General features: G+C 49.0%; 12 protein-coding genes. 6 read left to right on the forward strand and 6 right to left on the reverse strand.

Annotated features, from left to right (window positions below):
• The first annotated feature begins 78 nt into the window (after window positions 1-78).
• Complete coding sequence (locus tag TH3_RS21640) at window positions 79-459, forward strand: hypothetical protein (RefSeq protein ID WP_007090965.1); 381 nt, start codon at window positions 79-81, stop codon at window positions 457-459.
• Window positions 460-719: 260 nt separating this feature from the next.
• On the forward strand, window positions 720-1,367 hold the full coding sequence (locus TH3_RS21645) for a hypothetical protein (RefSeq protein WP_007090966.1): 648 nt from the start codon (window positions 720-722) through the stop codon (window positions 1,365-1,367).
• A gap of 19 nt (window positions 1,368-1,386) precedes the next feature.
• Here the strand turns inward: TH3_RS21645 and TH3_RS21650 are convergent, their stop codons facing one another.
• The 4 genes from TH3_RS21650 to TH3_RS21665 form a co-directional block, all read right to left on the reverse strand.
• Complete coding sequence (locus tag TH3_RS21650; RefSeq protein WP_139328218.1) at window positions 1,387-2,013, reverse strand: hypothetical protein; 627 nt, start codon at window positions 2,011-2,013, stop codon at window positions 1,387-1,389.
• Window positions 2,014-2,114: 101 nt separating this feature from the next.
• A complete protein-coding gene (locus tag TH3_RS21655; RefSeq protein WP_040109959.1) occupies window positions 2,115-4,772 on the reverse strand; it encodes a DotA/TraY family protein in 2,658 nt (885 codons plus the stop codon).
• On the reverse strand, window positions 4,769-5,740 hold the full coding sequence (locus TH3_RS21660; RefSeq protein ID WP_007090969.1) for a BTB/POZ domain-containing protein: 972 nt from the start codon (window positions 5,738-5,740) through the stop codon (window positions 4,769-4,771). Before TH3_RS21660 ends, TH3_RS21655 begins: the two co-directional genes overlap by 4 nt.
• A gap of 87 nt (window positions 5,741-5,827) precedes the next feature.
• The gene (locus tag TH3_RS21665) at window positions 5,828-6,199 is read right to left on the reverse strand and encodes a hypothetical protein (protein ID WP_007090970.1); all 372 of its coding nucleotides are present in this window, start codon (window positions 6,197-6,199) and stop codon (window positions 5,828-5,830) included.
• Window positions 6,200-6,325: 126 nt separating this feature from the next.
• On the opposite strand from TH3_RS21665, the gene TH3_RS21670 reads away from it, so the two are divergent.
• From TH3_RS21670 to TH3_RS21680, 3 genes are read left to right on the forward strand one after another with little or no spacing between them, the layout of a single operon-like run.
• On the forward strand, window positions 6,326-6,886 hold the full coding sequence (locus TH3_RS21670) for a type IVB secretion system protein IcmW (RefSeq protein WP_007090971.1): 561 nt from the start codon (window positions 6,326-6,328) through the stop codon (window positions 6,884-6,886).
• A 38-nt stretch (window positions 6,887-6,924) separates the two neighbouring features.
• The gene (locus tag TH3_RS21675) at window positions 6,925-7,557 is read left to right on the forward strand and encodes a hypothetical protein (protein ID WP_139328219.1); all 633 of its coding nucleotides are present in this window, start codon (window positions 6,925-6,927) and stop codon (window positions 7,555-7,557) included.
• Entirely contained in the window at window positions 7,554-8,501 is a 948-nt protein-coding gene (locus TH3_RS21680) for a hypothetical protein (protein ID WP_007090973.1), read from the forward strand. Before TH3_RS21675 ends, TH3_RS21680 begins: the two co-directional genes overlap by 4 nt.
• Window positions 8,502-8,570: 69 nt before the next feature.
• Here the strand turns inward: TH3_RS21680 and TH3_RS21685 are convergent, their stop codons facing one another.
• Both TH3_RS21685 and TH3_RS21690 read right to left on the reverse strand, forming a co-directional pair.
• Entirely contained in the window at window positions 8,571-8,930 is a 360-nt protein-coding gene (locus TH3_RS21685; protein WP_007090974.1) for a hypothetical protein, read from the reverse strand.
• 79 nt (window positions 8,931-9,009) lie between these two features.
• Window positions 9,010-10,470 carry a disulfide isomerase DsbC N-terminal domain-containing protein gene (locus TH3_RS21690; protein WP_139328220.1) on the reverse strand — a complete coding sequence of 487 codons (1,461 nt, stop codon included), beginning with the start codon at window positions 10,468-10,470 and terminating at the stop codon, window positions 9,010-9,012.
• 165 nt (window positions 10,471-10,635) lie between these two features.
• On the opposite strand from TH3_RS21690, the gene TH3_RS21700 reads away from it, so the two are divergent.
• Window positions 10,636-13,968, forward strand: coding sequence for an AAA family ATPase (locus TH3_RS21700; RefSeq protein WP_007090977.1), 3,333 nt, complete (start codon window positions 10,636-10,638; stop codon window positions 13,966-13,968).
• Window positions 13,969-14,034 lie beyond the last annotated feature (66 nt).

The following is a 14,034-nucleotide window of genomic DNA, read 5'->3' on the forward strand; positions in this document are numbered from 1 at the left end:
CATACAAGGTACTGTTAGACGAATTTCCAGTATTCAAAGCAACGAACAGATAACGAGACTACTTCTGAAAGGTGCCTTATGAGAAAATATCTCCTCGGTATTGTGGGCTTTCTGGCCCTCTCCACCTCGATTGCAAACGCATCCTCAGCTGACGATTTGAGCGCAAACGAATATCTGGCAGGAGCAGAGGCTTGTTATCGGTTGCGTGTATTGCAGCACTCGATCGAAGAGCGTCTAGAGCGGACAATCAAGCTCAACAAGTCGAGAGGGACAGTCATCTCAGGAAGCGATTATGAAGCGCTGGTAGATGAAGAGGAAAATGCAATTCAACAAATTCCGATTTACGATTTGGTCGTAAAGGCAGCTGGGAAAGTTGGCCTTTCTGCAGAGACATGTCGGAAAATGGACGGTGCAAAAATATATCTGAATTTGCTTGGCTCTCCAGACCCGGGCTGGTGACATGATCTTTCGAAGTATCGAGGAAGTTTGATGGCGATATTGAGAATATTCCTCCTACCATTAGCTGCAATACTCGAATTGGCCTTACTTCTGTCAGGCTATGCACTCTCGTATTTCTCAATCACCCGCGCACTGGCCAACAAACTTGTGGAAATAGGCCAATCGATGCCGGCATTTAAATGGTACATGGGAAATCAATAAGTTGCGCACCATCTTGGATCTAAGCAGCCTGTACAGGGCCCCAAATTGAGAACTATTTTATGAGCCGATGTATTCTGGAAGCGGAAGACCATGACGTCGTTATTGGTCGGGATCCTCCGATCGGAAGCTTCTTTCTTCAAGTGCTAATGCCTGGTGGAGATATTCCAATTATTTGGGAAGGTGTCGGTCCTCAACCACACCTATATCCAGACGACTTGATTAGATTGGCCAGCCAGTACACAAAGCCGTTTGACCATGGCCTGCTTCGCAGCGAGCTGATGAAGGATCAGGCAAACCATCTCGAACGACATTACGAAATACACGGCAATGAATTTTGGGGTACTCCTGCTGAATTTGAGCAGCGGTCGAATTCATCTGAGGAAATAGCCGTGCGTCCGCCACATGATCATAGCGGGAAAGGTCAGAAACGCGATGGAAGCAAGGTACGCTCTATACCGAGGTCAGCATATCCTCGTCTCGTAATGTGGGTAGCAACAGTTTTGACGACAGGTTCCGCAGGTTTGTGGGGGCGCGGATTTGGTGGTCCGGCGATCATACTTACAGCGGTTCTTGCATTCTTTTTGGCCCGCTGGGTTTATGACCTCAAGGTGGGTAACCTGTCACGGGCAACAGAACAGAAGAAGGACTGGCGCGAGTGGGCAGCTACAGTTATCGGTGTTGTAGTTGCGACCATATTTGCGCTTTGACAGCATAAGGGTAGCTACTTCAGTTTGAATTATCTCGACCTTGAACTGCTTCGTTTACGCGAATTGCATCTGGATGCGCGCCGATATCTGGTCGCTTCCAATTCACCAGCTCGATCAATTCTTCTGGAACCTCAGCCGCGCCTGGTGCAGTACACCGAAGGAAAGTGTCACCAAACACACGATGAACGTGCTCCCAGAACACCAAACGATACTCCGGGGACATTTCTTCTAGAATCCAGTGCAAATCACCAATTGCCTTTTTCCAAACCAAAGCTTCAAAGTACAAAAGCTCATTATCTGGCGCGGAAGATCTCGCAATCCCACTGCCACAGAAAAAATCACAAGAATCGCCTGCCGCAGCACGCTCTTTTACCTCAGCAGCAGCCAGTTTAAGGCCAATCGCGATACAGCTTTTGATATGGTTCGATGCCCACGTTTGGTCATAATCAAGCTGCATTTCACTTTGTTTCTTTTTCAGCGCTTCGATTTCCGAACGTAAGGCAGAGATGACCTTCAACCCGTCATCCCTCTCTTTAACCACATTTTCGAAAACACGACGGTTCTCATTGTGGACCTTTTGTTCCCGCAATCCGGAAACAATCATTCCACCAAAAAAACCATCACTATAATTGTCATCAAGTGACATCGGAAACATTTCCCCTTTTTCAACAAGAAGACGCAAAAGCTATTGTCAGTATATTTCCATACCTAGTGACAGCCAACATCTAGATTTCATATACGCCTCATCTAAGCTTTGCGATCACGCTCACCTCCGCCGCCATCTTGCTTGATTTCAACACCATTGTTCGAAGCACCCTCGGTCCCACTGGATGACCGTTTACCTTCGTCACTTGCTTCAGATGATGCGTTTGCGGCTTTCATCGCCATATCTTGCCCTCCACCCTTTTCGTGATTTCCAACAGTCTGGGTAGCAGAGACGTCTTTTGATGCGGCACCACCGTTTTCTGCACCTTCCCCGCCACCATCTTTCAGCTGATTGTTTGCTTTCATGCCCATTCCAAGCGCGGCCATTGAGCCACGATTAACAGCCTGACCTGAGCTGTGCGTGCCGGCCATGATAACAGCCCGCTGACGTCGGTCTTCATCCTCGTCACCGATTGTTTCGACGGCAACTCCCATCCAGCGCAATACTTTATCTGGAAGCCATGTCATGAACCGGAACGATCGCTCCGCAATCACGGCCAATAGGCCCACAAACATGATTGCAAACAAAATTCTGGTCAACAGCCCTGCGGAATGACCAAGAAGGATGTCGTTTACGGCCCAATCCCAAGCGAGAAGGTAATATGTCGAGGCCATTGCAAAAATGCCCATGCCGCCATACAGCCCGCCCAACATAAGCGGCGGCCGGGCTGCAATATTCAGCAGGATTTCCCAACCCTTTTTGCCGCTTTCACCTGAAAGACCTTCACCATTCGGCATCAAGTGGGCAACGGCCCAGAACGAGGCGCCAATAACTGCTTCAGTGATCAGAATGAACCACCCAACCACTGCAGTAGACCAAATCAGAAACGGCATTGCCGGGAGGACGAGGGCAAGAAAAGCAGCACCAGCAAAAGACAACGACAAGATAAAGCCGACGATCATGCCGATACCAATTCCAAACGCACCGATAGGTGAGCCGCCACCACCTCCCGCTTTTCCAATAAACTTCCCCAATGTTTTCATTAAAGCTGCTTGTGGGGTGAAGTTCGCAAACGTTGCGGCCAGCGACACCACAACGTAAAAACCGACAATACCAAGCATAACATTCAGCCAGAAGTGACCGTAATGGACAAGCTCCCCAAGGGTATCGGCAAAATACTTTGCATCTCCATTTGAATAGCGTTCCTGGAAGCCTTTGCCAAATTCAAACATGGAGGCGATCCCTCCAAAGGCTGAGTTGATCCACGCAATCGCGTCACCCATTATATCGGATAGAACATCACCAGTTTTGCGCTGGTCACGCAGGGTGTCACTATATGATCTGTCAAAGTCATAAATGGGGGTAAATTCGGGATCACCATCAACATATGCTGCGAGCCCATCAAACACGTTCATCGCACTGTTATAGGCGATATTGTTTACTGCCGGCCCATTGTCTGCAGGGCGAGGGGCGCGGGGCTCCTGGAATATGGGGGTATACGAAGATGCTTCGAATATTTCCCGGTTAAGCGATGAAATGGTCAGATAGTAGGAACCGGCATGAAGCCAGCCTGCTTTTATCAATGCTTCTTTTAATTTGCTTGCCTTCTCAGAACTGGAACGCAATTTACTGATTGCCTCTTGCGATTTCGAGACAACCGTCGTTTCGTAGACAGCTATAGCTTTCTTATACGCCAAGTGGACTGCATTTATTTCCTCTCGTGTTGGCTTATAGTCACGTGTTTTGTTTGGGAATGACAAAGCGGCAATCTGATCCACTAGAACATCAATCTCGCCGCCAACCCGGAGCATTTTGCGAATTGCTTCTAGATGCGCATCGTAAATCGGCTGTGAAACGGTTTCCAGAGTGCTAAATCCGAAATCCGCGACTTCCTCTTTTCTGTCGATGCGCTGTGAAAACTCAATGCTTCCACACACACCAGGCTCTTTGTTTTTACCATTCTGTATGCGATCTGCGCCAATTCTGGTCACACTATACGAATCACCATCAACCGTTTCTTTCTCGGTCGAAGTTTCCTTGATGACAATGGCTGCCGGGGCAGGCGAGCTACCTCTCTCAATTAGCCAAAGCTGCCTTTCCGAATAGGCCAAAGTGCGCTGGCAAAGCATCATTTTTGTGAGACCGGCAACTGGCACGCTTGCATTGGGTGGAGCTGCTGCGCTGATTGAAACACCACCATCAATGAATTCTTCAATGGTCTTGGCTTGAATCCAATCTGTTACACCGATCGTCACCAGGGCGACTTTCATGAGCAAAACCTGAGCGACAAGATAGCCGCTCGGCAGGGGGACAAGACCAACCATTGCTACAGAGATTCGAACCGGGACCCACGTCGAAGACCACTTCTTACCTAAAATCTCACCATCTGAAGATGTTTGGATCATCCCTACAAGAACGAAGTACCCAAGAAGGACACTTCCAAGCCCTGCAACTGCATAGTTCATATACTTGATGTAAACACCCAGAAGTGTCTGAGCATCATCAGAGCCTTCTCCGCCATAATCGACCAGGCTGCCAAACAGCATATGCAAATATCGCGCGGTTTCGCTGCTGCCGTTTTCAAGAACTTCGTCGGCAACATCCTGCATATCATTTGCGGCCTCGTCGGCCATATCCGTTCCGGTTGAAGTGGGCGGGTCATCTCCAAGTGCCGCATATGTCGGCGATAGAGCAAAGAAAAACATGAACAACAGGGAGGCCAGCGTGATGAATACGCTTTTAGAGCGAACTGACATCATTCATGTCCTTTCGGTGCTGAGAAATGCGGAACGAGGCGGCTGGGCTTTCGGATGAAATCTCGAAATGGAACAAATTTCCTGGTCCAAAGCTGATATGACGCATGCGCATGCTTTTGCGCCAGACAGCTCGAAACAAACAAAAACGGTACAAAAAGGAGCCCGCGATATGGCTCGGCACCCACTAAAAAATGCAATAATGCCATTGTGACGCAATACAAAGACGTCACGTAGAAAATAGCCGAAAGGATCGCTCTGGATCTGGCAGATCGCGCAACTTCAATATCTGACATTCCCTTGACACGTTGCACCTCGGCAAACGACAGAGACGTCCCCCGCGGCATAGCCACAATTTTCCTGAGCGGGAGAGATGTGAGCATTTTGAAGTTACTACGGAGACTGGACGCGTTTGCGGCAATTCCCAATGTGCGGTCGACATAACTAAATGGGCGCAATAGGCCGCCGCGAGGCTCAAATCCTGTTAATGTTTCAGGGCCATCGATTTCGAGCTGACCAGAGAATTTCCCAACGATCTTCGATGTAACACTGGTTCCCCGAAGCACTGTTTTATGAGCCGTGACGTGATCAGGAAAGGATCCATCGGACAAACCCTTGCAGAACTTGAGGCGAAGTGTTCCGCTGCAGATGAGGCCTTCTCCAATCAGCTGAATTTTCGACTTATCTAGGAGACAATCCCCCACGATACGTACATTCTTACCGATCTCCACAATTGGCGAGCCAACAGCATGCAAGCTACCGTCCAAACCAAACTGATCGGGAATTTTCAGGAAGCGTTCATCAGGACCAAGACTGCTCCATGATTTGCTGGATTCCAACATTTCCGGGCGCAGATCAAGAAGCCCTTGAACATTTGTCGGCCGGGCAGGACCATCACGACCTATCAGGTACAGCAGCAGATCTTCATAGTCTGCCGGCATAGTGTAGTCGGTACGCAATTCGGAAATACCCATAACAAAAGCTCTATTGTTGGTAGCAACAAAAAATATTGAGGAGCCCCGATCATTATTCGGGGCTCCATTCTTGGGTTAAAGCTGGCCTTACATTTCGTACATCGATTCATCTCGCGCCGAAGAACGCTGCTCATTCTGTGAGCGCGATGTCTTTAAACTTTCAACCGCGTGATCCGAAGTGTGCACGAAGCGGTCCCCGATAAATCCTTGAGGATCAATCGACCGGGCAGGATCAACCGACATGTTGTTATCGATTTCCAGGAAGCCGCTCGGCCGCTGGGTCTGAATATCATCGCTCGATGCGGCAACATCTAATGCAGTGCCAACACCAGGAGCAATCATATGCACGATCGTCGACAAAGCTTCCTTCAAACTATTGTTCGAAGCTTCCGGATCGTTATTCATCGGCGGCGGTAGCGACTGGATCATTTCACGGTCAAATACACAAACTGTTGCCATATCCGCTCCTACATTATGTATACAAAAAAACAGCAACACGTAACAAGATGTTCCTGTACTATAACCATAATACAGATCAGATGTGTTACTGATCTTACAAAATACACATTTTCGTGGAGCGTTTTGATGCTGCATCCCGACATTAGGTCGAGCGCTACAGATCAGTGGATAGGTAAACTTGAAGACAAGGTTCGCCGGGCCATTGAGAACATGATCCAAGGGGAACCGTGGACGCTTGATCTTCGCTCTGATCAAGAAGATGAGACTTCGAGCAAGGGCCGCGAACAGACACTGGAATCACTATCGTATCTCTTGACGTCGCTGGCATCAGAAGCCGAGATTCAAGATAGCGACATGCGAGATATTCAGATTATCATTGCCTATCTCAGTGCACCTCGTCGATTTCAGATTTTTGAAGCCTTACAAAATTCAGCTGCTTTTGACAGCGGTGCTCGCTTGCTCCAGAAAATCGAGACAACTCGACAATACTTTCGCTCTCAAGAAGCAGAGATTTTCGGCGATCAGAACGTCGAGGACACCGCTCGCACAATATTGCGAGACACTGTCTTGCACATTCTTCAGAGGACAAGCCTGGCGTCTCTCTTCAATCCGGAACGCATAGCCAGAATTGCACGCATTGCGCGCGAGCAAATGAACCATCAGCACTCGGCACATTCCAATAATTGAAATGTTCGCTGAATGGGAGCCGACAGGAGTATTAGAAATTGCCCCAGTTTACAAAAATCAGTCACAGGTTAAAGCAGACCATGCTCGGGTCTTCACTTTGGGCATCAGCAATGTTGTTGTCTACAGGTGCCATCGCATTTGAAGCTGGCGACGCGTTTACCATCACCGAGGCTTGTGACCCTGCTTTACTCGAAGCCTCTCAGGAATCATCTGAGAAGGCTTCCGAAAAATTGTCCTCGATCCTGAGTGAAGTGATCGGGACCCCCATGAACATCGAAGAACTGGCCTGTCTCGACAACATGTTTTCGATGGACTTCGGACTGGGCGTAAGTATCCCGGGCATCGATGATATCATGAACGCCGTGCTGTCTAATGTCTGCTCTGCAGCTGAGGAAGCTTGGGGTGAAATGAATGATCGTCTAAGCAAATCACTGGCAATCAACACAGATGACTTCGAACTTCCCGGGGGCGTGCGCGTGCCTGGTCTGTCTGGAAATATCGGAACTGGCCTTGACCGCAATCCTAACGCTTCACTGTCCGATATCCTCAAGGGCAATGGTAGCGCCAGCGACATCATCAATATGGATATTCCATCCGCCGAAGACCTTGGAGCTGAAACCTATGAAAATAGCAGCCGGTCAATTGAGTTGATGAAGGAAGCGCTGAAATGAGAAAGATAATCTTTGCCTCCGCCCTCTGCCTTAGCTCCGCTTTGACACAGCCTGCCTGGGCAACCGGCATCCCAACAGTCGATGTGTTGGCAGTGCAGGCCTCCGAGCTCTTCCGCATGTTCTCTGGAGCACTTCAGTCCAAACTCGCCAACGGTCAAGTGCTTGCAGATTCAGATCTCGCAAAGCGCGAGCAAATGGCTGAAACGGTTCGTTCCTCTGTGCTATCGGTAGAGGGCTGCTATTCATCGACTGGCGCTCTCGCGACTGCCGCAGCAGAACAGAAATCCGCCGCTGTAGCTGTGACCGCTGAGAGCTGGCTGGTAGATCAGGCACGGAATGCTCTTGAAGATGAACCATACGGCTACAATGAACGTGTTTTTGCGCGCGATGCAGACCTGAAGAACAAGGACATGCAGCCAGTTGATCTTGTCTTGCAACAAGCGTCCCTGAGCGATGACGAAATGAAAGTTGCACTGGAGAGCCTGTCTGCATCAACTTCACCTCGAAACTCTGATTTCGGCAATATCGATAACGATATGGATGCCCGTGTCAGAAAAATGCGACATGCATGGATAACAAGCCCGGCAGTTGTTGTGTTGTCTCAGCAAGCTGAAGCCGTGAGTGCCGATGAATGGCGGAAAACCTTGTCAGCTATGGGACATATATCGGAAGATGCTTTTGCCAACTCCGATAAGCTCAGCATGGTTGAGATTTTCGACTATCTGGTGAAATCCCGCTACGGTGGCGCCGGATATTACTCCAAAACACTATCGGGCATGATCACCACACCCGAGCTTCTAAGAGAGTTAATTCGCCTGTCTTCCATAAATCTGCGAGTTAACTGGGAACGCCTGGAACTGGAAAGAGCTCAAGCGCTTGCGCAGGCGGTCAGCTCATCGAGCGAATTCTCCGAACAGTTCTCGATACCAGTCAGTTCTGATTAACACCAGCGCCCAATAAAAAAAACGCAGGAGAACCTAAATTGTCTCCTGCTTTTTTTGCATTTTTCATAGTCAATTAAGATGAGCGTGGGATCCGGGGTGCCCAAAATCGACATTATCAATAGACTTTTCAATGGACCATGGATTGTTGTTGAGCGTTGAAAGTTGATACTCAATGAATCTCTTTTCCGCCAAAAGTTCTTCAAGGCGTTTTTTAACAAATGCACGCGCAGTTGAGGTTGGGGCCTCGCTAACCTGACAACGCATTCTACCGATGTCGTAGGTCACGATATTGACGCGCTTCTGAAGCTCACGCCGATAGGCTTCCAAATTCCCTTGTTTTGAAAAACGCGGAGAAAAGTCTCCCAGCCGGACTTCGCGCTTTTTGTTTCGCCTGCGATCGTTGCTCCCTTTCTTGAGACCAGCCGCCATGACAATCACCTTTTGATTAGATTGGAAAACACAAAAAAAGACCAACCAAAGGTTTGCGTACCTTCGGTTGGTAATCGGATCACTGCTGTTTGCGAAGTGCTGCTACAAGCTTTTCGGGATCGTAGACTTGCGAGAGAAAGGCGACGATGTCTTTTGGCGCGCCCTCCACAATTGTCGGCTGCCCATCTTTGCTGACAAATGTGATCAGGGGGGAGACCCGCAAATCGAACTCATCCATAACCTGATGAGTTGCGTATATTTTCTCACGCGAAGATTCGGTCAGCTGCGTGATTTGCGAATTGGCTATAGAGCCATTCATAACCTGCGCAAAAACGGCAGCCGGGTCTTTTGCGTCAAGAATTGTTGCCGCAAGACTTACAGATGCTTCATCCTTGAAAGCGGCCATCGACACATTCAGGCGAAGCATCTTCTTCTCCACCAGAACCCGAACTTTATTCCAGAAATCATGGCAATAGGGGCATTTTGCATCGATGATGATGTTGATTTCTGGGATATCCGGACCTTCACCACCCACTGAAAAGTGAGAAATTTGTGAAAGCGCTGCAAATTTACGCGCTTCTGCACTTGCTGCAGGGTCATCAACCTGATCAGGCTCCTGAACCCCTTGCTGTTCCTCTTGAGAACTTTCGGTTTCAGGATCATTTGCCGGTCGAGCGATTGGCGCGGGATCGCCAGAGAGCAGAGCATCCAACTCATTCGCCACCCGGGCATCTACCGCAGAAGCGTCCGATCCGACAGTTGCTTCTGCTGCAGATTGTTCGGCTACAATCTTTTCGACACCAAATTTCTGGCCATCAATCAGCTTGGTGATTTGCATTTGGGTGACGTTGTCACCATCAAGATCATAAGCCGTTCCAACAATGACAGACTTTCCACCTTGCGGCAGATAAATTGTATTGAATCGGTTCTGGTTCTCACCAGGTACGGCATACGGAAAAGCAATTGTTCTGAGCGTATCAAGGAAGCCCAGATCGAAATACATTTTGAAATCAAGAATAGACTGGATGATCTCTTCCTTGCCAAACTTCGTGTCAGCATCGGAAACAAGTTCACCGCCAGACATTGCGACCAGTTGCATACGGGAGATATTGCGGCCATCTGCATCAATCATATAACCGTCAATTAAATATTGCCCGTTAGGGCTGACATATACAGTTTTGTATATGATTTCCTTGTCTGCTTTTTCTCCCTGAATTCCCGAATACAGGAATCCGTCGATACCATCAAATGCGCCCAGATAAACAACCGTTCCCTTTGCGCTAAGTGCCTTCATTGCATTTTCTGTAGAAGGTCCAAACCTGAATTTGCGCGGCTTCGACGTGGTTTCTGCAACCAGAGCACTTGATGACAACCCAATGGACGGGGAGCTATTGCCAGAGGGAGATTGTGCTTTCAAAGCGGTTGCTGGCGGCACTCTTTCGACACCTGAGGCCAAGGCCGGCAGTGACACGGCAGACAAGCTGATCATGGCCGGGATCAGGAAGCGCGCAGATGGCAAGAATTTTCTGGGTTTATGCATCTCAATTCCATCCAATACAAAATATCTGATTTGGATGAAGAGAAATACAAAATACAAAATCGGTCAACCCAAAAAAGTACATTAATTTATCAAAAACCGATTCTGGTTACAAAATTTTCGGCAACAATGATTTGAAATACACAAAATCAGACGAAGAAGGTTTCCATGGCCGGATTTGCGCGCGTTGCCGCATCAGATGAATTTGACCCTAACATGTCTGGCGCTGAACATTCAGGTGGTGTTGATACTGGAAGTCTTGCTCCCGCTGAACCGTCGGTTAACAATGAGCCCGCCAAGGAAGATGAGCCCGAGGTTGATCTAAAGGGCACAGTCGAAAAGATCTTGCATCGATCAAAAGATGACCGGTTTGCTGTCCTTCGCGTCAAAGTGAAGAATGGCAGGGGTTTCAAGATGCACATTGTCGCCGGAGCCGTTCGAAAAGGGCTCGTTTACTCTACCGGTGATGATATTGAAGCGTCCGGCGTATGGGGCGAGCATTCAAAGTACGGTGAACAATTCAAAGCGTCAAAAATCAAAATATTGACACAGGAAAACAGATCACTGGCTGGCGTCAGACGATTTTATCAGAAATACAGGGACAGATTGCCCGGCATTGGTGGAAAAACCATCAACAACCTTATTTCCCATTTCGGCAACGACCTGCCTGAGATTATGGGTGATCAGGCAGAACTTGCCAAAGTTATCCCAAGCGCAAAGGCGCATGCGATCGCAAAATTGTGGACGATCGTGATGAATGATCAAGCTGAGGCAGACACAATCAAGCTGATGGAGCTTGGTGTAAATTCAAGGGCAGCTTCAGCAATTGTCGAAGAGTGGGGAAAATCGGCCGTTGGAAGGTTTTCGAAGTCACCATGGAAAGCAATGCAAATCAATGGGGTCGGGTTTGGATCAGCCGAAGCTGCAGCTCGCACACTAGACCTTCCAACTGATCACGAAGACCGGATTGAAGCACTGTTGGATCTCGCTCTTCAGGAAACCGAGGAAACTGACGGTCACATTGCTCTTCCTGTAATGGACCTTGCTAAACGTGCCGTAAAGATCGCGAAGCTCGCCGATGCGAAAGGCACGCAAGATCTCCAGGTGACAATCATCAACCAAATACCTGAGCTGATCAGATCAAAAAAACTGAAAGCGCGCATGACGGAAGAAGGGGCGCTCTTGATGCGCCCCATCACCTATGCCGCAATGGTCTCTATTATCAGATCACTCAAGCTGGCGCAGCTCCACCCGGTCGACACTCCCCATGCCATTCTCGAAGAGCGTTTCCGTCAGGCAGTAAACGCTGTGCGCGATCAGGGCATTAATCTGAATACCCTCCAGCAAAAAATCACATGGAACTCCCTCACTCAGAGATTGTCGATAGGGATTGGGTTTGCCGGATCGGGCAAAACAACTTCAATGTCATGCGTCTTCAAAGCTTTTGAAGGTACAAAGTATGTCGTCACGTCACTGGCGGGTAAGGCCGTTGTCCGAGCTCGCGACACGGCTGGCGTCGATGGTTACACAATGCACTCGATCCTAAAATGGGTCCCCGAGCGTTGGTGGGTTCCGCGGCTTCGTATGCATCTATCTGCATCAGAATATGATTCGGCGCTTGAAGATGGCACCATTCCTGGTGTCGATTTTGATGACCCAGAGATGATACCGGTAAATCGCGGCCCTGGCTTCCTCCACGATCAATACCGAAGACTGGACTATCATTTTATCGCCCTAGATGAATCATCAATGCCATCCGTTGTTCTCATGGCCCAGTTTTTGCGCGCGGTAGATTTCAGTAAAACTCAGGTCGTTCTTGCCGGGGATACAGCACAGTTGCTAATCGGCCCCGGCAAAACTTTTGCCGACCTGATTGATGCAAATGTTCTACCCATTACTATTCTCGACGAAGTCTACCGTCAAAAAGCAGACAGTTCTTCAACAGGTCAAATTCAGGAACCATCCGTGCTTCCAGATGCACTTTTGAATATCCGAAACGGGGATTTTCCTGCTGTCGGGGAGGGGCATGATTTCATTGAAAGTGATGACAAGGGAATCTTGCCTATCGTCGTTGAAGAAGCTCGACGCTGGAACGGGGAGGGCCGCTGGAATGGCAGCACTTTGGTGATGGCCCCAATGCGGCCCGGCAAATGCGGCCTGTCGGCAATGAATAAGGCTCTCAAAGCTGAGTTCAACCCGCCTGCCGGCCAGATCCAACCTAACGAAATTGAAAGTTGGCGACTTTTTTATCCAACAAGGGATGGGCAAGAGCTGGAAATTACCAAAGGGGATCCGGTTATTCAGGTAACCAATGAACCCCTGCCGATCATTACAAGCCCGCTTGCCAGCAATGGTGCATTGCCAGCCCACATTTCAGTGAGGAGCCCAAGCAAGAGCAAGGATGAGCGTACAATGAACGGCACCATCGGTCTTTTCTTGGGGTTTAGGCACGTTCCAGAAGATCCAACAGGACAGAGCCCTGTAGAGGGATGGGTCGCGACATTCAAGTTTGAGCAAGAAAACGAACTGGTTGCCGTGCCTGTTGCTATGGATGAAAACCGCTTTGGGATGTTTCGGATTAATTCTCTTGAGATGGGCTTTGCAATGAGCCCTTACAAAGCACAAGGGTCAGAAGCAAAATATGCCATCTGTGTGTATCCAGACGAAGCGAAAAGAACTATGAACCGCAATATGCTGTATACGGCAGCATCTCGTGGTAAAAAATGGACCGTAAATATTTCCAAGCGCGAGAATTTCGACCGGGCCCTGAAAATTGTAGAGTCCGAGAACCGAATTTCACCACTCTGCGACTTTATCCGCGCAAATGTCGAAGCAACGGCCGAAAAAGAAATGCCGATGATCGAATATCAGATGGACGCGGCCAAAGACGCACTACTGATGCAAAATATCGGGATAGAAAAAGGTGTCACTTTTGACTCAAACAGTGATGTGTCGATCAGCAACCTGACCAAGCTGACTACCGACCTCGTTGACCTCAACGAGCGCTCACTTATGACGGTTGAAGAGTGGATCAAGACCGCGGAACTTCGCAAGATCGAACTCTCAAGAGAGGTCATGCACCGCGCTCGCGCCTTCGGATTGCACCTCGATACCAACGACGAAAAAATTCACGAATATTCTGAGCGTTTGCGAACTCATGACTGGACCTATGAATATTCCGATGACGCATGTGTGTATCGCCGCGGAGCGTCGAATCTGGAACAGATAAACCGTCTCAAGCATGCCATCGGACCAGACGCAGCGTATCTTGGCTGGGTCATGCACGCTCCGCACAATGAAATCACTTCATATCCGGCCGAAAATATTCCGACATGGGCTTACACAGATTATAATGAACCAGGCCTCGCGACCGATAGTGACTTGGCCAATGATCAGACTTCGGATCCCTCACCTGACGGATGGGACCCAACGGTTGAGGCTCCCAGACTGTCGGCCGGCCACCAGGGTTCACGGATTGACGATTGTGATATCCCTTTCTGATTGTGGCCGTCTCTCATCATGAAAAAGCGGAGCAACCGTTCGGTGCTCCGCTTTTTCCTTCACAGC

This window comes from Thalassospira xiamenensis M-5 = DSM 17429 (assembly GCF_000300235.2).
In the GTDB taxonomy this organism is placed as follows: domain Bacteria; phylum Pseudomonadota; class Alphaproteobacteria; order Rhodospirillales; family Thalassospiraceae; genus Thalassospira; species Thalassospira xiamenensis.